Annotated in this window: 22 protein-coding genes and 1 pseudogene; 10 read left to right on the top strand and 13 right to left on the bottom strand. The window is 62.9% G+C overall.

What is annotated here, in order from left to right; all coding sequences use genetic code 11:
- Positions 1-6 precede the first annotated feature (6 nt).
- The gene (locus tag RYH74_RS16120) at positions 7-948 is read left to right on the top strand and encodes a pirin family protein (protein WP_075045519.1); all 942 of its coding nucleotides are present in this window, start codon (positions 7-9) and stop codon (positions 946-948) included.
- A gap of 11 nt (positions 949-959) precedes the next feature.
- Positions 960-2384: an OprD family outer membrane porin gene (locus RYH74_RS16115; RefSeq protein ID WP_317409740.1), complete on the top strand. Its 1425-nt coding sequence runs from the start codon at positions 960-962 to the stop codon at positions 2382-2384.
- 328 nt (positions 2385-2712) lie between these two features.
- On the opposite strand, the gene RYH74_RS16110 is transcribed toward RYH74_RS16115, so the two are convergent.
- The gene (locus tag RYH74_RS16110) at positions 2713-3609 is read right to left on the bottom strand and encodes a LysR family transcriptional regulator (protein WP_317409739.1); all 897 of its coding nucleotides are present in this window, start codon (positions 3607-3609) and stop codon (positions 2713-2715) included.
- A 118-nt stretch (positions 3610-3727) separates the two neighbouring features.
- On the opposite strand from RYH74_RS16110, the pseudogene RYH74_RS16105 reads away from it, so the two are divergent.
- Positions 3728-4368 (top strand): annotated as a pseudogene (locus RYH74_RS16105) (transporter).
- A gap of 243 nt (positions 4369-4611) precedes the next feature.
- On the opposite strand, the gene RYH74_RS16100 reads toward RYH74_RS16105, so the two are convergent.
- Both RYH74_RS16100 and RYH74_RS16095 read right to left on the bottom strand, forming a co-directional pair.
- Entirely contained in the window at positions 4612-5400 is a 789-nt protein-coding gene (locus RYH74_RS16100) for a formate/nitrite transporter family protein (RefSeq protein WP_286100065.1), read from the bottom strand.
- A gap of 213 nt (positions 5401-5613) precedes the next feature.
- Positions 5614-7335, bottom strand: coding sequence for an amidohydrolase (locus tag RYH74_RS16095; RefSeq protein ID WP_075045515.1), 1722 nt, complete (start codon positions 7333-7335; stop codon positions 5614-5616).
- 245 nt (positions 7336-7580) lie between these two features.
- On the opposite strand from RYH74_RS16095, the gene RYH74_RS16090 reads away from it, so the two are divergent.
- The 4 genes from RYH74_RS16090 to RYH74_RS16075 all read left to right on the top strand — a co-directional run bounded on the left by RYH74_RS16090 (position 7581) and on the right by RYH74_RS16075 (position 12368).
- Positions 7581-8510: a LysR family transcriptional regulator gene (locus tag RYH74_RS16090; RefSeq protein ID WP_075045514.1), complete on the top strand. Its 930-nt coding sequence runs from the start codon at positions 7581-7583 to the stop codon at positions 8508-8510.
- 117 nt (positions 8511-8627) lie between these two features.
- A complete protein-coding gene (locus tag RYH74_RS16085) occupies positions 8628-9698 on the top strand; it encodes a C45 family peptidase (protein ID WP_317409766.1) in 1071 nt (356 codons plus the stop codon).
- Positions 9699-9751: 53 nt separating this feature from the next.
- Positions 9752-11086, top strand: a complete 1335-nt coding sequence (locus RYH74_RS16080) for an MFS transporter (RefSeq protein WP_075045512.1) — start codon at positions 9752-9754, stop codon at positions 11084-11086.
- 667 nt (positions 11087-11753) lie between these two features.
- Positions 11754-12368 (top strand): hypothetical protein, encoded by a 615-nt coding sequence (locus RYH74_RS16075; protein WP_038409376.1) that lies wholly within the window; start codon positions 11754-11756, stop codon positions 12366-12368.
- 387 nt (positions 12369-12755) lie between these two features.
- On the opposite strand, the gene RYH74_RS16070 is transcribed toward RYH74_RS16075, so the two are convergent.
- Positions 12756-12986: a hypothetical protein gene (locus RYH74_RS16070; protein WP_317409738.1), complete on the bottom strand. Its 231-nt coding sequence runs from the start codon at positions 12984-12986 to the stop codon at positions 12756-12758.
- Between the two features lie 292 nt (positions 12987-13278).
- Here RYH74_RS16070 and RYH74_RS16065 point away from each other — a divergent pair, with 292 nt between their 5' ends.
- Together RYH74_RS16065 and xth are read left to right on the top strand one after the other, a co-directional pair.
- Positions 13279-13521 carry a hypothetical protein gene (locus RYH74_RS16065; RefSeq protein ID WP_317409737.1) on the top strand — a complete coding sequence of 81 codons (243 nt, stop codon included), beginning with the start codon at positions 13279-13281 and terminating at the stop codon, positions 13519-13521.
- Complete coding sequence (gene xth / locus RYH74_RS16060; protein WP_317409736.1) at positions 13518-14312, top strand: exodeoxyribonuclease III; 795 nt, start codon at positions 13518-13520, stop codon at positions 14310-14312. Before RYH74_RS16065 ends, xth begins: the two co-directional genes overlap by 4 nt.
- Positions 14313-14330: 18 nt before the next feature.
- Here xth and RYH74_RS16055 read toward each other — a convergent pair whose 3' ends face one another.
- The 8 genes from RYH74_RS16055 to RYH74_RS16020 form a co-directional block, all read right to left on the bottom strand.
- Positions 14331-14666 (bottom strand): hypothetical protein, encoded by a 336-nt coding sequence (locus RYH74_RS16055; RefSeq protein ID WP_025339515.1) that lies wholly within the window; start codon positions 14664-14666, stop codon positions 14331-14333.
- A gap of 107 nt (positions 14667-14773) precedes the next feature.
- Entirely contained in the window at positions 14774-15883 is a 1110-nt protein-coding gene (locus tag RYH74_RS16050; RefSeq protein WP_075045507.1) for a mechanosensitive ion channel family protein, read from the bottom strand.
- Positions 15884-15969: 86 nt separating this feature from the next.
- On the bottom strand, positions 15970-16113 hold the full coding sequence (locus RYH74_RS16045) for a hypothetical protein (RefSeq protein ID WP_158091154.1): 144 nt from the start codon (positions 16111-16113) through the stop codon (positions 15970-15972).
- A gap of 45 nt (positions 16114-16158) precedes the next feature.
- A complete protein-coding gene (locus RYH74_RS16040) occupies positions 16159-16404 on the bottom strand; it encodes a hypothetical protein (protein WP_025339513.1) in 246 nt (81 codons plus the stop codon).
- Complete coding sequence (locus RYH74_RS16035) at positions 16404-16868, bottom strand: hemerythrin domain-containing protein (RefSeq protein WP_025339512.1); 465 nt, start codon at positions 16866-16868, stop codon at positions 16404-16406. Before RYH74_RS16035 ends, RYH74_RS16040 begins: the two co-directional genes overlap by 1 nt.
- Before the next feature lie 147 nt (positions 16869-17015).
- Positions 17016-17459 (bottom strand): DUF421 domain-containing protein, encoded by a 444-nt coding sequence (locus tag RYH74_RS16030; protein ID WP_025339511.1) that lies wholly within the window; start codon positions 17457-17459, stop codon positions 17016-17018.
- A 9-nt stretch (positions 17460-17468) separates the two neighbouring features.
- The gene (locus tag RYH74_RS16025; protein ID WP_075045506.1) at positions 17469-17975 is read right to left on the bottom strand and encodes a hypothetical protein; all 507 of its coding nucleotides are present in this window, start codon (positions 17973-17975) and stop codon (positions 17469-17471) included.
- Between the two features lie 23 nt (positions 17976-17998).
- A complete protein-coding gene (locus RYH74_RS16020; RefSeq protein WP_075045505.1) occupies positions 17999-18502 on the bottom strand; it encodes a CinA family protein in 504 nt (167 codons plus the stop codon).
- A 185-nt stretch (positions 18503-18687) separates the two neighbouring features.
- On the opposite strand from RYH74_RS16020, the gene RYH74_RS16015 reads away from it, so the two are divergent.
- Positions 18688-18921, top strand: a complete 234-nt coding sequence (locus RYH74_RS16015; RefSeq protein ID WP_004376302.1) for a PLDc N-terminal domain-containing protein — start codon at positions 18688-18690, stop codon at positions 18919-18921.
- Between the two features lie 288 nt (positions 18922-19209).
- Here the strand turns inward: RYH74_RS16015 and RYH74_RS16010 are convergent, their stop codons facing one another.
- Entirely contained in the window at positions 19210-20430 is a 1221-nt protein-coding gene (locus RYH74_RS16010) for a zinc-dependent alcohol dehydrogenase (RefSeq protein WP_317409735.1), read from the bottom strand.
- Between the last annotated feature and the right edge of the window lie 25 nt (positions 20431-20455).

The following is a 20455-nucleotide window of genomic DNA, read 5'->3' as shown; positions in this document are numbered from 1 at the left end:
CAGCACATGAGTACACACGAGACCCACAGTGAGCTGTCGCTGTCCAGGGATTGCCCGATCAGCGACGGCGTGCGGGCGATCCAGCGGATCACCTCGCGCAGTGCCGAAGTTGGCGGTGGCATCCCTGTCAGCCGGCTGTTGCCGTCGCGCCAGCGGCGGATGATTGGCGCCTGGTGCTTCCTGGACCACGCCGGCCCGGCGATCTTCGCGTCGGAAAATGGCTTGCGTGTCGGGCCGCACCCGCACATCGGCCTGCAAACCTTTACCTGGATGCTCGAGGGCGAAGTGCTGCACCGCGACAGCCTGGGTAACACCCAGGTGATTCGCCCGGGCGAGGTCAACCTGATGACCGCGGGCTACGGAATCACCCATAGCGAGGAGTCGCTCCCGGGGCAGGACCGGCTGCATGCCGTGCAGCTGTGGATTGCCCTGCCCGAGGCCGCGCGTGAGCGCCCGCCGGCTTTCACCCACCACGCCGGCTTGCCGCGCTGGCAGGCGGGTGGCTTGTGCCTGACGCTGCTGGCCGGGGCATATGGGGCCTACAAGGCACCCACCTGCATCTTCTCGCCGTTGCTGGGGCTGGACCTGGCTGCCGATGTAGCGGTGGACGCCAGGCTTGAGCTCGATACCCGCTTCGAATACGGCGTGCTGCCGCTGACCGGCGAATGGCGCATCAACGGTGAGGACTACAGCGCCAATGAGCTGGCCTACCTGGGCCGTGGCCTGGATGTGCTCGATCTGCAGGCTGCGGCCGGCGCACGTGCCATCTTGCTGGGCGGCGTGCCATTCGAGGAAGAGATCTTCCTGTGGTGGAACTTCGTCGGCCACAGCAAGGCCGAGATCGTCCAGGCCCAGCGCGAGTGGGAGCAGGGCAGTGCCAGGTTCGGCGAGGTGGTTGGCTTTGACGGGCCGCGGCTGACTGCGCCAACCATCCCTTGGCGGGCATGAGGTGCACGACGATGGCGACCCTCGACGCGAATCGGCGCCTGCTGCTTTGCCCGTTGGGGCTCGGCCTGGTGCTTGCGGCGCCTGCCCAGGCCGACAACGCCCTGGGGCAGAAGGACAACATCTTCACCGGTGTCAATGACCGGCAGGCCGTGGAACTGGGCATCCCGCCCGGGCTGGTCGAAGGCGCGCGCCTGGATGCGCTGGTGAGGAATTACTATTTCCAGCGCGATAACCACTCTGACCTGGTACCCCGCGACCCGACCGAATGGGCCCAGGGTTTTCTGTTTTCGTTCCGCTCGGGCTTCACCGATATGCCTGTCGGGTTGGGCGTGGATGCGCACGCCTTCCTCGGCATCAAGCTCGATGGCGGCGGTGGAAGTGGCGGCGCTGGCTTGCTCCCGCTGGACTCATCGCTCAAGCCGGGTGACACGTTTTCCAGTGCCGGCGCGGCGCTCAAGCTGAGGTACCTCGACACCTTGGTGAAGGCCGGCGACCAATTGGTCGAGAACCCGGTGGTGGCGAGCGGCACAAGCCGCCTGTTCCCGCAGACGTATCGTGGCGTCACCCTGAAGAACCATGGCATCGACGACCTGTGGCTGGATGCCGGGTTCGTGGAATCTACCCGGCTGCGCAACCAGAGCGGCCACTCCCACCTGGTCACCGCCTATGGCGCGCGCAACAGCGCGGGTGTGGCGGCGGACCGCGAAAGCCCTCATATCGGCTGGCTTGGCGCGGTGTATGGCCGGCCGCAAGGGTTGCAGCTGACCGTTTATGGCGGCCAGCTGGAAGACATCTGGAATCAGTATTACCTGGGGGTTTCGCAGGTGTTTCGGGTCAATGATGCGCTGCTGCTCAAACCCTACCTGCACTACTTCAAGACCCGGGACCAAGGGCGCAGCCAGCTGGGTGACATCGATAACGACACCTACAGCGCCGGTATCTCCGCGACAGCCTATGGCCAGACCCTGACCCTGGGCTTGCAGAAGGTCGACGGCCGAACGCCGTTCGACTACATCACGCAGAACGACCGTGTCTTCCTTTACCTGAGCAACTCCCAGCAATTTGCCGATTTCAACGGCCCCGGTGAAAAGTCCTGGCGCCTGCAGTACGAAACCAGCCTGGCGCCGCTGGGGGCGCCTGCGATGCAGTTCATCGCGGCCTACACCCGGGGCGAGGCCGACCTCACCCGGGTCGACCCAGCAAGCGTCGGTTATGGCTATATCTACAACCCGGACGGCAAGCACGCCAAGCACTGGGAACGTGACCTTGCCCTCAAGTACCAGGTGCCAGCCGGCCCGGCGAAGGACCTGTCGCTGACCCTGCGCTGGGCAACGCACCGCGAGGGTGATGGCTATACCGCGCCCGGCAATACCCGCGGCAACTCCAGTGCCGATGAGTACCGCTTGATCGTCGATTATCCGATCAGCCTGTTCTGATCGCGTGATGTGCGTCGGCCACGACGCACAGGTCCGCTGAAGGGATGATGCTTGGTCATGCAAGCCCGCTCTCATAGAACTGCACATAACTCATTGAATTAGCAGGGGCGCTGTGGGAGCGGCTTTAGCCGCGAACACCGGCGCAGCCGGTGCCATGCACCGCGTTGGATTCTTCGCGGCTAAAGCCGCTCCCACAGGGTGACGCGGATTGCTTGCGAATTCAGTTCTCTACGCGACAGCGCAGCCGTACTTGTGGGAGCGGGCGTGCCCGCGAAGGGCCGCAAGGCGGCCCCGGCCTGACATCGGCCAGGCGCCGGCATAGCGCCGGTCATTCCCAGATATGTTCGGCCAGAAAGTCGATCAGGCTGCGCACTGAGGGCAACAGGCCGCGGCGGGAAGGGAACACCGCATGGACGATGCCGCAGCGCGGTTCCCATTGCGGCTTGAGCTCCACCAAGCGGCCGTTTTCCAGGTCCTGGTCAACCACCATGAACGGCAATTGCACGATGCCTACACCGTCAAGCGCCGCCTGCCGCAGTGCGCTCATGTCATCGGTGATATAGCGCGGCGTGTGGCGGATTTCGGCATGCGCGCCGTCGGGCCCTTCAAGTTGCCAGATGTGGTCCCTGGGTGGCCCCCAATCCAGGCTCGGCTGCTCACCCAGGTGCTCTGGTTCGACGGGCAGCTGCAGCGCCAGCCGCTCCACCAGCGAGGGGCTCGCGACCAGCCGCTGCGGGCTCCTGGCCAGTGTGCGCATGACCAGGTCGCTGTCCTCCAGCGGCGGGAAGCGCACCCGCAGCGCCAGGTCGAGGCCTTCGCCCAATACATCCACACGGCGGTTGGTGGGTTCCAGGTGCACCTTCACTTTCGGGTTTTCGGCCATGAATCGACTGACCAGCCCGCCAACCCGGTAATGCAGCAGGGTTGTCGGGCAGCTCATGCGCACGGTGCCCTGGGGCTCGGCGCGGGTGCGTTCGACCACCCATCGGGCCGCTTCCGCTTCCACCAGCATGGCCCTGCAATGCTGGAAGAACTCCTGGCCCGTCTCGGTCACCGAAAAGTGTCGGGTGGAACGCTGGAGCAGGCGTACGCCCAGGCGTTCCTCCAGCTGCAGGACGCGCCGGCTGAGTGTTGATTTCGGAATGTTCAGTGCCCGCCCGGCTGGCGCGAAACCGCCGTGCTCGACGACTTGGGCGAAGTAATACAGGTCGTTCAGGTCTTCCATGTTCGATCGTTCACCAGATGGAACTCTGTGACCAATCTATCAGCTCTAGCGCATGCAGGGTGAGAGCACTAACGTTTCCAGATTGGCGTTGAAACATGAATGCCCACAGGAGACCTGGATGAGGCCTTATAGAAAGTCCGCTGCACTGTTGTCGCTGGCGACGACACTGGGCAGCGCAGAAGTCGTGGCCGATGCTGTCAGCCTGCCGCCGTTGCCGCTGGGCAACACCAGCTTCCTGGATGGGGTCGTACGGCCAGGCATGCTGTTCGAACTGCCGATCCAGCACTATCGGTCACCGCGCCCACCGGGGATTACGACCGTGATGCCAGCATCAACGTCGGCAGCAACCTGTGGGTGGTCAGTCCGCATTACGCCTTTACCTGGGAGCTGACCGACCGGCTCGAGGTCAGTGGGCGCCTTCATTACGCCTGGTCGAGCCGCAACGAAGACCCTGCCAGGCGGTTGCAGGCCGACGATATCCAGCCCGGCGAGGCGGTGCACAGCAACTTCTCGGTGTCTTACGCAATCTCCGATGCCTGGCGGGTGGGCCTTGCCGGTTATCACCTGGAGCAGGTATCGGCCGACCGGATCGACGGCCACCGGCAGTCAGCGTCCAAGGAGCGCGTGCTGGCCCTGGGGCCTGGCGTGATGTACAGCAGAGGCAAGCAGGCGTTCTACGCCAACTTCTATGTCGAGCAAGGTGCAAGGAACCGATCCGAGGGCAATCAGCTGACGTTGCGCTACCTGTTGCCCTTCTAGATCGGCACTGGTACGCCCGAATGAAAACCTGTGGGAGCGGGCAAGCCCGCGAAGGGCCGCAAAGCGGCCCCAATTGCCTAAACGACCGGCATTAGGCTACAGCCCGACTGCGTCAGCAACGGTAGGCGATACGCGCAGCTTGCAGAACCGCGCCTGGCGCAAGGCTTGCGCTGTACCTGTGGGAGCGGCTTCAGCCGCGAACACCGGCCAAGCCGGTGCCAGACACCGCGGTTGCGCAATGCCTCACTGCACCTCGCACGCTTCCTGCGAAGGCACACCGTAGGACACGTAGTACGCCAACCCCACGAAGATCGCCCCACCCACCGCATTTCCCAGGAACACGGCCACCAGATTCTCCACCAACTGCCCCCAGCTCAGGTAGCCGGCAAAGATCGCTGCGGGAATCAGGAACATGTTGGCTACCACGTGCTGGAAACCGATGGCGACGAACGCCATGATCGGGAACCAGATGCCGAGAATCTTGCCGCTCATTTCACGGCTGGCATACGACAGCCACACTGCCAGGCACACCAGCCAGTTGCAGCCGATTCCGGACACGAAGGCGTGGAGGAAGTCGGCATTGGTCTTGCTGGTCGCAGCCGCCAACATCTTGTTCAGGTAGGCCCCTTCGGTCAGGCCCAGCAGGTGACCAAAGCACCCGGCAACGAACAGTGCACCCAACAGGTTGGCGAGGGTCACCAGCAGCCAGTTGCGCGCCACGGCGCCTGGGCCGATACGCCGGGCGAACATCGCCAAGGGCAGGCTCATCATGTTGCCGGTGAGCAGTTCGCCACCGGCCAGGATCACCAGGATCAGGCCGATGGGAAATACCGCGGCGCCCAGCAGTGTGCCGAACGAGGCCCACTGTACCGGGATCATGGTGCTGACGTGGATAGCCAGGAGAAACCCCAGCGAAATGAATGCACCTGCGAGAAACCCCAGGACCAGTGTCGCGTGGGTGGATAGATGGGCTTTTTTGACGCCGCTCTCGATGACGAGCTCGGTGATACGGGTGGGGCTGTTGACGGACATTTTGCAAACTCGAACACAGTGACGGCGACGCAACTGGCAGGCACGCCGTGGTGGGGCTTGATCAGTACGGGGTAGGCTGCGCAGCTGGCGCAAAGGTGTAACGCGCACCTTTGGGCCAGCGGCGAAGAGGGCGGCAAGCTACATGAGGCAATTTGACGCGGTCAAATCGATGGAATGGATGAGCTGATAGACCGCGTCGATGAGGCCCGCAGGTCAGCGCGCGTAGATCAGCTTCCCGGCAAACCAGGTCTGCAGCACTTGGGTATCGCGCAGCGTTTCGGCATCGACGTCGAGCACGTCGCGGTCGACCACGATCATGTCGGCCTGCTTGCCGACCTTGAGCGAACCGATCTGCTGCTCCAGGCGCATGGTGCGGGCGGCGTTGAGTGTATAGGCCTGGAACATCACCTGGCGGTCGATGGCTTCAGCAGCGTTGAGCACACCTTTGGGCCCCTTGCGGCTGATGGCCTGGTAGATCGCCTGCCAAGGGTCCGGTGTGGTGATCGGCCAGTCGCTGGCGCCGGCAAGGGTGGCGCCATGCTTGAGCAGCGAACGGGCCGGGAAGGTGTGCATGAAGGCCATGGCGTTCACATACGGCTTGACCAGCTCCATGTTCGATTGGTCGGCGCTGGCCCAGTACAGTTGCATTGCTGCAATCACGTCGAGCTGCTTGAAACGGGCGTATTCCGTGGGGTTGACCATCTGCAAGTGGGTGATGGAATGGGGGATGCCGCTGTGGCGATCACGCCGTGCCTGCTCGATGCCATTGAGCGCCTCGCGCACGGCGCGGTCGCCGATGGCATGCACGTGCACCAGCCAGCCACGGGCGTCGGCGGCACTGACCAGCTCGCCAAAGTGCTTCGGGTCCAGCAGCAGTTCGCCGTGCTTGCCGGAGTTGCTGTAGGGCTCGAGCATCGCCGCCGTTTGCGCTGGCGCTTCGGCAACGCCGTCGGCAAACACCTTGATGCCCGGCAGGGTGAGGTTGTGCACGCCGAGAAATTGCCGGCGTACCTTGTCCAGTTCGTCCAGGTCGGCGGGGCGGGCCCTGGAATCGGCCATCAGCAGGGCGGCGACGTGGGCGGTCAGCTCGCCGCGCGCGGAGAGGTCCTTGTACACCGGCAGCACGCCCAGCGAATGGTTGTTCACATCGGCCCCCGGCAGCTCGTTGGCCAGTGGGTCCATCCAGCCGGTGATGCCCAGCTGCTTGTAATGGTCAAGGGCCATGCGCCCTGCGCTCAGCAGGGTGGCATGGGGCAGCGCGGGCAGCAGGTCGGTCACCGGGTAGTAGCTGGCATCGGCGAGGAAACCGTTTGGTGTTCCGTCCGGGTGTTGGCCGATGGTGTTGCGTGCCTCGGCAGGCAGGGCAGCGATGGTGTCGGCATCGATTGCGGCGCGCTTGAGCATGGCCTGGTTGGCCCAGCCGGTGTGCATGTCGTTGGCGGCGAACAGGATCGGTTGCTCGGCCCATTCGCCGTGGTTGAAGCGCTGTTCCAGCGCCGGAATGTCATTCCAGTAGGCGCCCGCTACACCACCGACGACAAGGAACTCGCCGCGCACGGCCTTGCCGTCGCTGCGCCACTGGCGCAGGCGCCGTTCCAGTTCGTCCAGGGCAACCTGTTCGCCAGCGAGGTCGGCCAGCACCAGTTGCAGGCCACCCTTGATGGCATGCGAGTGGGCGTCGAGCATGCCCGGCATCAGCACCTTGCCGCCCAGGTCGATGACCCGGGTGCCTTTGGCCTTCAGGCGTAGCACGGCCTGGTCGGAACCTACCGCGACGATTTTTTCGCCTTCGACGGCCACGGCCTGCTGCAAGGGCTGGCCGGGCTCGGCGGTGTAGACCTTGGCGTTGTGCAGGATCAGGTCCACTGCCGCGAAACCCGGCATGCAGGTGCAGGCCAGGCCGGCGCTGATTGCCATCTTCAGGAGCTGCTTCATGCTGTGCCTCGTTGTTGTCGTGATGGCGCCGCAGCCTAGCCAGGGGGGCCAGGGCGGATAAAGGCGAGGGCAGGCACAACTTTTTTCGTGATGAGGAAAGAATCCCGAGCCCGTATTTGCCAGGCTGCAAGCAGCGGACCTTGCCGTGCCTATTCAAATCGCCGGCATTTGCGGGTTTGATAGGAGGGGCAGATACTCGCCACCCTCGCATCACTCCCACCGTTTGTGCCGAACAGGAAGAAACCATGGACAAGATGATGGCCCTGACCATCTTCGTCGCTGCCGCCGAACACGGCAGCTTCAGCCGTGCGGCCGAGCAGCTGGGCAAGACGCCGTCTGCCATCACCAAGGCTGTTGCGCACCTGGAGAGCGAACTGGGCGTGCGCCTGTTCGAACGCACCACCCGGCGCATGGCGCTGACCGAGGCCGGTACCTTGTACCTGGAAGGCGCGCGCCAGGCGTTGATGCACCTGCAACGGGTGACCGAGGAAGTGGAGCAGTTGCAGCACGCGCTGCGCGGTACCCTGCGCATTACCGCGCCACCGTCGTTCGGCCCCGCGTTTCTCAACCAGGTGTGTTGCCGCTTCATGCGCGAGCACCCGCAGGTGCGCCTGGAGGTCAACCTCAACGATGCCAACGAAGACCTGATCGATGGCGGCTACGACCTGTCGCTGCGCGACGGCCCCACCGACCAGCCGGAGCTGATCGCCCAGCCGCTGATCGAGAACCGCGTGATCCTTTGCGCCAGCCCTGCCTACCTGGCCCGACACGGCGAGGCGATCACTCTGGAGAACTATGCCCAACACGACTGGCTGCTGTTGCGCCACCCGCTGCTCAACCGCAGCTTCTGGTGGATCGAACACGGCGGCCAGACGCTGCGTGTGCGTCAGCCCACCCCTCGACTGGTGAGCGATAACTTCGACTTCCTGCTGGCCTGCCTGCTCGATGGGCAGGGCTTGCAGTTCGTACCCACCTGGTGTGCCGCCCCCTACTTGACCAACGGGCAGCTGGTGGAGGTGATGCCCGGCTACTGGCGGGCGCTGAGCGCGTTCGGCCCCTGGGTGCACGTGCTTTACCTGCCGCACCGGCGCAATACCCGCAAGGTGCAGGCGTTCATTGCCTTGCTGCATGAGCACCTGCACGGGCAGGGCGCGCAGGCGCTGGCACGGGGCTGAGTTTTTCCATCGGGGCACAAAAGTTGTGCGGGTTGTGGCGATGATCGATTGGGGGACGCCTCGTTAGGCTAGCGGTGCTTGCCTGACCACCGCGGCCTGTACCAGGAGTTCCCCGCCTTGAAGATCCACACCCATGTCAGCGACATCCGCAACCCCCTCGAGCGTGGCCACCAGATAGGTGCGCGCTTCGCCGAGCAGATCCGTACCACCACTGCACTGTACCTGGGCTTTTTCCCGCGGGTTGGCGTGCCCTTGAGTGAGGCGCAGCGCATCGGCGAAAACAGCTTGGCAGCCCTGGAAGCCTGGAGCCCGGGCCTGGCCGCTGAAGTGACCGGCATGGCCAGCGGTGCCGAGCTGCCGCTGTGGCAGCTGGCGAGCCTGAACGCCCGCACTGAAGTACTGGCGGCCCGAACCCGCCACAGCGAATGCTCCACCACCGTGCATGCACCCCGTGGCGCACGTGCGCCGCAGACCCTGCAGACCTGGGATTGGCATGACAGCCTGTGCCCCCATGGCCTGATGCTGGCGCTGCACACCGAGCGCGGCATGAACGTCAAGCTGTTCTGCGAGTTCGGCATGCTCGCCAAGCTTGGTGTGAACAGCGCGGGCCTCGGCCTGCACTTCAATATCCTCCACCACACCAGTGACAACGACAGTGGTGGTGTGCCGGTGCACGCCATCGCCCGGCGTCTGCTGGAGGAGGCCAGCAGTGTCGAGGAGGCCATCGAGCTTGCTCGTTCGGCGCGGGTCAGTGCCTCCACCGTGCTGACAGTGTTCTCCCGCCAGGACCGCAGCCCGCGCGCGGCCAGCATCGAATTGAGCCCCGCGCGCACCGCCTTGGTCCTGCCACGGGAAGACGGCTGGCTGCTGCATACCAATCACTTCCTCGACCCACAGCTGAGCCTGGGCGAGCAGGTCGCCGACCGTGCCGATACCCAATGCCGTCTGGGCCACCTCGAGCAGGTGGTCGGCCAGATGGCCAGCGCTGACCTGCGTGCCCGGGCCGAGGCCATGTGCGGCGCCGAGGGCGACAGGGCGCCGATCTGCTTCCACCCGGACATGGCCATGCCCGATACCGAACGCTGGGAAACCTTGCTCAGCGTCGGCATCGACACCGAACGCTGTGCCCTGCAGTACGTGGCCGGCACGCCTGTGCAACTGGCCAAGGCCGGCTTCGACACTTTCTGAGCCAACCCGGTGCCGCCAGCTCAAGGCGGCGCCGCTGAACGAGAACAACAACAATGCATGCGCAACATTCCCACCCTGCGTCATCCCGTTCCGCCTTGCGAACCTTCTGCGTCTCCGGACTGGGGACGGCGCTGGAATTCTATGACTTCATCATCTACGGCACCGCCGCCGCACTGGTGTTTCCCCAGGTGTTCTTCCCGCAGATGGACCACCTGACAGCCACGTTGGTGGCCTTCAGCGCTTTCGGTGCGGGCTTTCTTGCCCGACCGTTGGGTGGCCTGGTGTTCGGCCACTTCGGTGACCGCATCGGCCGGCAGAAGGTACTGGTTGCCACCTTGCTGCTGATGGGCATGAGCACCTTCCTCATCGGCTGCCTGCCCGGCCATGCCAGCGTCGGCGTGGCCGCGCCGATCCTGCTGGTGCTGCTGCGCCTGGTCCAGGGCTTTGCGGCTGGCGGGGAGTGGGGTGGTGCCGCGCTGTTCGGCATCGAGTCTGCGCCACCGGGGCGGCGCGGGCTGTGGGGTAGCTTCACAAGCATGGGGATTGGCGTGGGTGGCATCCTCGGGGCTGGGGTGTTCGCCATCGTCAGCGCGGCCTTTGACGACAACCTGGTCGATTTCGCCTGGCGCATCCCGTTCTGGCTGGGCGGTACCTTGGTGCTAATCGGCCTGTACGCGCGCCTGAAGGCACCGGCGGCGGCCACCACGCCTGTGACCAAACCTGTACATGCACCGTTGGCCGCGGCCCTGCGCCAACGTCCGCGGCAGCTGTTGCTGTGCACCGGGATCGCCTTCGGTTATTGCACCATCGCCTACATCGGCAGCACCTTCTTCCTGACTTACGCCACGCAGGTGGGCTTCGGCAGTACCGAGGCGTTGATGTTCGACCTGGCGATGTCGGTCGCCATCGTGCTGTCGGCACCGTTGTTCGGCTACCTGTCGGACCGTTTGGGGCGGCGCACGGTGATGTGCTTTGGCGCAGTGGCAATGGCCGTGGGGCTGTTCGTGTTCTTTTCCCTGGTGGGCATGAAGAGCTTCGCCTTCGCCTTGTGCGCCTACAGCCTGACCGGCCTGCTGATGGGCGCGACCCAAGGGCCTATCCCGGCCTTCCTCGGCGAGCAGTTCCCGCGCAGCATGCGCTACTCGGGTATCTCGGCCAGCTACCAGATTGGCGCCGCGCTGGGCGGCGGCACCGCATCGAGCATCGCCACGGCCATCCTGATCCTCACCAACCATGACCCGTTGGGCGTGGCGCTGTATGGCGCGGGGGCACTGGCACTGGTCGCGGTGTGCTCGCTCATGCTGCGCGAGACATCGCGATTGAGCATGGCGCAGATCGATGAGGAGGTGCCGGGGCGCGTGGCGTCTGCGGCATTGGGCAGTCATTGAGGGTATTTGCGCTGCCTGCCATCACCCAGGACAAATTTGAGGGTGTTGGCAGGCTGAAGGCGACAGACGGGCTGCTGGCCGCGCGAGACGATCGGAATGGGTCTGGTCTTGGCCTGACTGATGGCACTTCAGCCACGGCCACCTGCAAAACGAGATCTGCGAAACTGCGGAATAGAGCATTCAAAGTCACTTGCGAAGTTTGGATCCAGTTGCCGATAAAACTTTCCACTCGGTCAAATTACAACAACTTAGCAAACTAACTAACTTGATTTAGTGTACCGCCTGTCGGTCGTTTTGCTTGAGAAATGAACGATTTGGGCGACGCTGACTCCTATTTGCCAGCAGGTGCCTTCAATGTGATTGCACCTCGCGCCTTTCCCCCAGAACTTATGGACGTTCAACCTCATCGGCATCGCAGGGATGCTCATGGGGCTTTTTTTTTCCTGAATAGTGGAGCAATGCCATGCCCAACCGAGGCTCTTCGGGTGAGCCACCGTGTGTATTGAATAATGATCTGCTTTTTCATTTAACGATTCGAATTTGGCTTTGCCGCTGCGATTAAATCGTTCGCACGCCTATTGCAAGGTCATCTAGCGCTAACGCATTACGTGGAGAAAACGTCGTGGAGATTAATACAATTATTAGCCTGTTCGGGCAGAAAGAATCCATGGAGCTGGTGCGGTTGTCGGTGATTTACGTTCATTTACTGGCCTGTTGCATTGCCATCGGCCTGGTATTCGCCAGTGACGCCGAGATGGTCAGGAACTTGTTGAAAGGTCATAAAGAGGCCGGGCATGACAGTAAGCATATGACGAGCTTGCAGAAGTCCGTGGCCAATGCCCTGATATTCTTGTGGCTCACGGGCGCCGCAGTGATTGGAATTGACTACCTTGATAAAGGTATGAACTATTTTGCCAATCCGAAACTTCAAGCGAAGGTCATTATTGTCATGTTGCTGACCTTCAATGGCATGCTGTTGCATCGTTATGTATTGCCTGCCCTGCTCAAAGCGGGCAACTTGCTGGACCTTAATTTTGGCGTGCGGATGTTCGCACTGTTCTCCGGCGCACTGTCGGGTGTGTCCTGGTTGTATGCGGCGATGCTGGGCGTTGGCCGGCCACTGGCCTGGAAATACTCGCTGACCGAGTTGCTGCTGGCTTATCCGGTACTGATCCTGCTTGGCTTTGCCATGATGGCTGCCCTGACCCAGTGGGCACGCAAACGCAGCCAGGCCGAACCGGTTCCAGCGCCTGTCTGGCGACTGGCTGGCATTCCTACCTGATTGCCTGAGTAACGCTTCAATTACGCCGCGAACCGGGAAACCTGGTTCGCGGCGAGCTCGTTTCATGCGCAGCCTCTGGGCGGTTCGGCTGGCGGTTGGTAAAGGCCCGAAGTGATGTGTCGCCTGATCTGGCCTCTTCGCGGGCGCGCCCGCTCCCACAAGGTCCCGCGCAGTTCTGTGGGATATCGCCCGGTCCTTTGGGCTGCGCTGTCGCGTAGAGAACTGAATCCGCAAGCAGTACGCGTACCCTGTGGGAGCGGCTTTAGCCGCGAAGAATCCAACGCGGTGCATGGCACCGGCTGCGCCGGTGTTCGCGGCTAAAGCCGCTCCCACAGAGTCCCCGTTGATTCAATGAGTTATGTGCTGTTCTCCCCATCCGCTGACGGGTCAGGCGCGAACCAATAGAAATATCGCCGGTAGCAGTTGCCCATCGTCAGGCGGCAGGCCGCCTGCATTGGTTTTTTGCGCTCGTTGCAGCGTGGTGGCGATGGTGATTTCCGTTCGCGACTCGATACTCCGCGCCACACCTCCCACCGAGCCTTCACCGAAGCCCAGCAGCGAGCAGCCGTTGTTGATGAGCACGAAGAAAACGATCACCCAGAATGAGCCGCAGTTCATGGTGCAAGCCCCAGGGTGTCGATGGCTGCGCTCGAAACGATGGAAACGCTATCGCCCAGGTCCGCTGCATCAGCGCCTTGTCTCGTTGAGTTGAAAATGGGGGAGGCCATGTACCCGCTCCAGATCTTGCTTGTGGAGCTAATGGTGACGGCGCGGTGATTCAATGAAAAACGATGCTCAGTGATCCAGGATATCGATCCGCTTGATCATTGAACGCAGCGATCAGCGTTGGATTTGAACGTCGCTGCATGGTTGAGGCTCTTAATGCAAAGGACACCGTGAGGGCTCCCTTATGAGCATTGAACGCAGCATCCCTGAGCTCGAGGCCTGGTACGCCCAGTACGACGACATCAGTTACCGCCGTGAGTCGCCGGATGCCTACCACCATGAACTGCTGCGCACCGCCGAGGCGCTGCGTGACGATGGCGCCATCGATTGGGACGACTGGCTGGCACTCAAGGCATTGGCCGATGACGCCCATGTAAATGCTCTGGAAGATGCCGTGCAGGCCCACGTCAGCGACCCAAACGCATGAAAGCGCTGAAGATTGCCACGTTCAACATCAACGGCATTCGTAGCCGGCTGCCGGCACTGCTGGCTTGGCTGGAGCGGGAAAAGCCCGACATCGCCTGCCTGCAGGAACTCAAGGCGGCGGATCAGCAGTTTCCTCGCCAGGCGCTCGAAGCGGCGGGTTATGGTTGCCTCTACCAAGGGCAGCCTTCGTGGAATGGCGTGGCCATTCTGGCGCGGGGCAGCGAACCGCTGGAAGTACGTCGTGGCCTGCCTGGCATGGAGGACGACAACCAGAGCCGCTACCTCGAGGCAGCCGTGCAGGGAGTGCTGGTGGCATGCCTGTATCTGCCGAACGGCAACCCGCAACCGGGGCCGAAATTCGATTACAAGCTCCGCTGGTTCGAAAGCCTGATCGCCCATGTGAAAGGGCTGCATGACAGTGGTCATCCCGCGGTGCTGGCGGGTGATTTCAATGTGGTGCCTACCGACATGGATATCTACAACACGCGCTCCTGGATGAAGGATGCGCTGCTGCAGCCCGAGTCACGTGCGTGCTACCAGAAACTGCTCCAGCAAGGCTGGGTCGATGCCATTCGTCATCTGTATCCGGACGAACGCATCTATACCTTTTGGGATTATTTCCGCAACCACTGGGCCCGCAACGCCGGGTTGCGTATCGACCACCTGCTGCTCAACCCCGAACTCGCGCCTTACCTGAAGCGGGCTGGTGTGGATGCCTGGGTGCGTAACGAACCCAAGGCCAGCGACCATGCACCAGTCTGGATCGAGCTGAGCACGCGTCGTCGGCCGTAGGGCAGTTCGAGCGAACCTTCAACTACCGGAACTACCGCTGGAGCCCGAACCACCGGAGCCTCCGGTCCCGTTGCCGCGTTCCGATCCATTGCTGTCACTACCCGATCGGTCGGTAGTGCCATCGCCACCGGTATTGTCAGTATCATTGCTATCGGTGCCGCCAGAGCCCGTCCCCATGGCATCCGCAGGCGTGCCGGAGCCGGTCGCTCCGCCTTGGCCGTTCATGTGCCCACTGTCATGCGGCTGCGTGCCAGGAGCACGCTGATCGTTCATGTCGGTGGCTGCCAGCACCACAGGTGCGCTGACCCCCAGGTACAGCGCGAGCAGTAACGAATGAGGCTTCATGATCTTCATGGCGATACTCCGTTGCGGGTTGGTCACCTTCTGTTCGGCCTGCATCACCCACGGCCGTGCCGTGAAAGCGACGGAATGCTTGGAGCGCTGACATGCACGGGGGCGGGTTACCCCACGTGAATACTTTGAGGCCCGCGCTTCGATTCCTCTGGCAAGGCCGTGACCTTGATCGCGCGTACCGGTACGGCGAATTTTGCACCCACCTTCGAGAAGCGCTCGAGCAGGTGGAAATTGATCGCTTGCTGGATGTCCATGTACAGGTTGTAGCCGGGGTCCTTGACGATATACACGCACTCGAATTCCAGCGCCTCCTTGCCGAAGCCGCGCAGGTGGGCACGGTCGAAGCGCACCTGCTGCTGTGCCCTGATCGCTTCCTCGACAATGGCGGGTGCTTTCTTCACGGCCTCGGTTGGCGTGTCGTAGGACAGGCCGAACTCGAACACGATCCGTCGTTCCTGCAGGCGCTTGTAGTTCTGGATGGTGCTGCTGATCATGCTGGCGTTGGCCATCACGATCTGCTCGCCGCCCAGGCTGCGGATGCGCGTGGTCTTCAGCCCCACGTGCTCCACCGTGCCGGCCAGCGGGCCGATGACGATGAAGTCGCCAACCTCGAACGGCTTGTCAACGGCGATGGATAGCGAGGCGAACAGGTCGCCGAGGATGTTCTGCACGGCCAGTGCAACGGCGATACCGCCTACCCCCAGGCTGGCGACGAAGGCGGTGATGTTCACGCCCAGGTTGGACAGCATTGCCAGCAGCACCACTGACCACAACAGCACCCGCGCGCCCCATGCCGACAGCGTGGCCAGCGCGCTGCCCTGGTTCAAGCCGTCGGTGCGATGCCGGGCGAAGTAGCGACTCAGGCCCAGGCCGATGGCGCGGTTGGCCCACAGCCCGATCTGCAATGCCGCGACCACGAACCACAGGCTACCGACCCGGGTCAGCCAGCGCTCGGGCAGGTCGAGCATGCTCAGGCCCACCAGCAGCGAGGCGAGGAACAGCAGAAAATTGCTGGTCCCGGCGAGCACTTTGGCCAGCACCTGGCTGAGCGCGCCGTCATGCTCGGACCAGCGCCTGACCCGATGCAGCATGAAACTGATGGCCGCCCGCGCCACGAGGAATGTCAGCAGCGCTACCGTCAGTGCCAGCAACAAATTGAGAACGGAAACTCCGAACAGTGTGGTATCGGTGAACAAGGCGATGATGCGATCACTCATGAGACACTTGCCTCCTTGCGCAGGATTGGGTGACTGGGGGAGCGGCATTGCCGGCGAAGCAGGCAACGCCACTCGTTAGGTGAGCCTCAGCCGTCGGACTGCTCCTCCGGCGGCACCTGGCCTTCGGGCCAGTCGGGCGCTTCCTGCTCCTGTTCCTGTTCAGGCACAGGCTCGCCTGGGTTGTGGGGTACTTCGTCCACGTACGGGTCGGGTGTGTTGGGTTCGATCATGGTCTGGCTCCTCGCCGTTGGGCTTTCAGGCATGGAACCGGGCTTTCAACCCGACTCCACGGCAGTGTTTTTCTTCCAGCCTCGCAGGTTCATGGCGCACAGGCAGCCTTGGAGGAGGATCAGCGCCCAGGCTTGCGCCTGCCACCCCCAGGCGGCCCACAGCACGTTGCTGGCAATGAAGCAGCAGAAACCCAGCTTGCGCCGGCCTGGGCGCCGTGAGCCGATGCACCAGGCGGCAAGTACCGTCAGGACCATGGCGGGCCATTCAAGAAAGTCGATCCAGGCCTCCATCACGCGGCACGCTGTTCGCCCTTGAGCAGTTTCTTCTGCGCTTCCATGGCCTGGCCGAGCTCATCCAGTTCCTGCTTGCCCAGCAGCTTGCGGGCGGTCGGGAACAGCTCGCTTTCTTCCTCCTCGATATGGTGTTCCAACAGTTCCTTCATCACCTTGACCCGCCCGGCGAACTCGACGGTACCGGTCTCGGTTTGCAGCAGGTCCGGCAACACCAGCGAGTCGACGGTGCGGTGCTCTTCCTTGGCTTCGTAATACATCTTCGCTTCTTCCTTGCCGCCGGCCTGCTTGATGGCCGGGTACAGGAGCTCTTCTTCCAGGGCGGTGTGGATGCTTACTTCCTGCTTGATGCGTTCGAGCAACTCGGCGCGCTTCTTCACTGCGCGCTCAGTGGTGGAGGACAGTTCCTCCAGCAGCTTCTTCACCAGCTCATGGTCCTGGATCAACAAATCGATAGCGTTCATGCAACACCTCTTAGGGGCTGGAAAAATCACGATTGCCTTCGATGGAGTAGGGCCCGCGCGCCAAGGTTCAAAGCGGATGATCAACGTACTGGTTTCGCGAAGGCTGCACCCGCAAGGAACCACGCAGGTTGCACCGGCCCGGCAGGGTCACTCCTGCGGGATGATCGAGATCTTGCCGTTGCGCTCGACGATGGCGAACTTGATCTGCCCGACGCTTTCGATGCCCTGGCTGTCCCGCGCCGATTCGAGAATGTCGTCTTCGGTCAGCCGCGCCCGCCGCATTCGGTGGTGGAGAAAGCGCCCATGGTCCACGACCAGTGTCGCGTGGCCGTCGACCAGCCGGGCCAGGCGCCTGGAGTTGAGCTTGGCCAGCGAAAGGCCGACATCCAGGACGATCAGCGTGGCGATCACCAGCATGGCGTTGGTGAACGAGAAGTCCTCGCCGAGCAATGCCTGCTGGGTTGCTTCGCCGATGATCAGCAGCAGGACGAAGTCGAAGGTGGTCAAGTCTGCCAGCGAGCGCCTGCCAGCCACGCGAAACAGCAGCATCAGCGCGATGTACATGCCTGTCGCACGGAGAATGGAGTCCATGGCGCGCTCCTATGGGTAAAGAAAGGTCGAGAAATGCACTGTGCTGTCCGGGCCCGCGCTGACAACACCTTCGAGAGTACCGACGTATTCGCTGCGCAGGGTCAGGTAAAGGGTGGCGATACCCTCTTTGCTGGTGCCGAGCTGGAGCAGAAGCGACCTGCCATGGGAACGCGACACTTGCGGCTCTGGCTGCAGCGTTTCGATGCTGGCTTCGCGTAGCAGGGTCCCCCCGAGCAGCAACATCACAGGCTCCCCGGCAGTACCGCGAACCGTGATGCGCAGGTTGTCGGTGGTGCCGCTGCGGCTGAGGCGCTGATACTCCACATGCACCCGGCCGTCCTCACTCATGACCTGGGCGTCACTGAGCGGACCGTTGCCGAACAACCCGGCCAGGCCCAGCAGCACTACCAGCACCAGCGCGTACCATCCCACCCGTTCGAAACGCCAGACCCGCTGCTGCATTCGCATGTCTTCTTCGACGGGGTGGTGCCTTGAAGCCAGCTCGTCTTCGTCCATGCTCGTAGCCCCTCACGTAGCCCTCAGGCGCGCTCACCGCGCAGCCAGCGTTGGTGGTAATGGGCCAGGTGCGACAACCCGTAGAGCGCGCCTTGGCGGATTACCTCCGCGCGCTCGCCAAAAAAGCGCTGGCTGCGAGTGAACACGGCCAAGGGCTCGCCGGCAAAGGCCCAGGCAAAGCACACCGTGCCCGGGGCGATGGCACCCTGCGGCTCCGGCCCGGCAACACCCGTGCTGGCGATGGCGACGGTGGCGTCGCTGTCTTTCAAGGCGCCGAGCGCCATCTCCCAGGCTACCGCCTCGCTGGTCAGGCCGTAGCGTTCGATAGTCTGTGGGCTGACGCCGAGCAGGCGTTTCTTGGCACTGGGCGAGTACACCACGTAGCCGCTTTCCAGTACCTCACCGGTCCCCGGCACTGCTGCCAGCAGCGCAACCATGGCCCCGGCCGTGCAGGATTCTGCGGTGGTCAGTACCAGCTTGTGGGCCTTGAGGTAATCAAGGGCCTCGAGTACGGGGTCGGTCGTCATGGATAGTCACTCGTGCGTTGTCTTGTGGTGGACGTGTTTCCTGGGGGATTGGTTCATTGCTTGTGCCACCGATCAATGGCGGGGAAAGCTTCCTGAACTTTGTTCCGCTTGCTGGCTTCCTCTGGGTAGGAGGGTGGTAGCGCGGGCCACGCGCTGCTGCCGGAACAACCGGAGGAGAAGTGATCATGACCGAGCCTGTGACCTATTTCTGGATCGCTGTTGCGGCGATCATCGTGTTGCTCGATCTGTGGGCCATCGTCAGTGTTTTCCGCAGTGACAAGAGCGATGTGACGAAGGCGATGTGGGCACTGTTGCTGTTGGCGCTGCCCATTGTCGGCCTTGCCATCTGGGGCGTGCTTGGACCGCGTGGAATCAAACGCGGTACCGGGCCGTCGTCGCCTGAACATAGCAAGGGGTAGGAGGGGAAATGAAGAAAGGATCGGAGACACCTCGCAGCGGAACCCAAGGTGAAGAGGAACGGGACAATGATGCGCAGCGTCCTGATGGGTCAACTGGCACGTCCCATGATTCCACTGCGCAGAAAACAGCTCGTGATGAAACGCAACGCAAGCGGTCCGCGTAACCTGTGGGAGCGGCTTTAGCCGCGAAGAATTCAACGCGGTGCATGGCACCGGCTGCGCCGGTGTTCGCGGCTAAAGCCGCTCCCACAGGTTCCCTGCTAATTCAATGAGTCATGGGCAGTTCGATCATCGCTGTATCCCCCCGAATGCATGGTCAGGTCCCAATGTACCGGCGGCAGCGCCCGGCACGAGGATGACCTTGCGGCAGTCGTCCTGCTTCTGGTCGAACAACTTGTAACCCAACGCCGCTTCTTCCAGGGCCAGACGGTGGGTGACGATCAGTTCCGGTTCCAGGCGCCCGGCCTCGATATGTTCGAGCAGTTCAGGAAGGAATTTCTGCACGTGGGTCTGGCCCATCTTGAACGTCAGGCCCTTGTCGAAGGCATCACCGAACATGAAGGCGTGGATAAAACCCGCATAGACTCCAGGCACGCTGACCACGCCGCCCCGGCGCACCGCGGCGATGCTCTGGCGCAGCGCCTTGCCGCTGCTGCCCTCGATCTTCAGCGTGGTCAGTACTGTTTCGGTGGTACTGCCCTTGGCCTCGAAACCGACCGCGTCGATGACGGCGTCCACGCCGCGCATGCCTGGGGTCAGGCGGATGATGCTGTCGGCCGGGTCATCATCCTGCTCGAAGTTGATCGGCACCACACCGTAGGCGTCGCGAGCGAACGCCAGGCGGTAGTCATTGTCGTCGACCATGAAAATGGTCTGGGCGCCCAGCATGCGCGCGCAGGCTGCGCTCAGCAGGCCGACTGGCCCGGCGCCATAAATGGCTACTGTCGAGCCGGGGCCGACCTGCGCATTGGTAACGGCCTGCCAGGCTGTTGGCAGGATATCCGAGAGGAACAGCACCTTGTCGTCCGGCAGGGCGGTAGGCACCTTGAACGGGCCGACGTTGGCCTTGGGCACCCGCACGAAATCCGCCTGGCCGCCGGGCACGCCGCCATACAGATGGCTATAGCCGAACAGTGCGGCCCCGGGCGGGATGCCTTTCTTGTTGATGATTGCACCGCGGCCGGTGTTGGTGGTTTCGCAAGCGGCAAACTGGTCGAGTTGGCAAAAGAAGCAGCTGCCGCAGGCGATCACGAAGGGAATCACTACGCGGTCACCGACCTGCAGGTTGGTCACCCCGCGGCCGGTATCTTCGACGATGCCCATGAACTCGTGGCCGAAGATATCACCCGGCTCGGTCTGTGGAATCTTGCCATGGTAGAGGTGCAGGTCGGAGCCGCAGATGGCGGTAGCGGTGACCCGGAGGATGATGTCGTCCTCGTCCTGGATGATCGGGTCGGGGACATTGTCGACCCTGACGTCCTGGCTTCCGTGATATGTCAGTGCTCTCATTGGTTCATCTCCTGCAGTGGCGGGT

It is taken from the genome of Pseudomonas sp. LSJ-87, assembly GCF_032971465.1.
Classification (GTDB): Bacteria; Pseudomonadota; Gammaproteobacteria; order Pseudomonadales; family Pseudomonadaceae; genus Aquipseudomonas; species Aquipseudomonas putida_Z.
The sequence above is the reverse complement of the archived record's forward strand: the minus strand, read 5'-3'. Positions and strand labels throughout refer to the sequence as shown.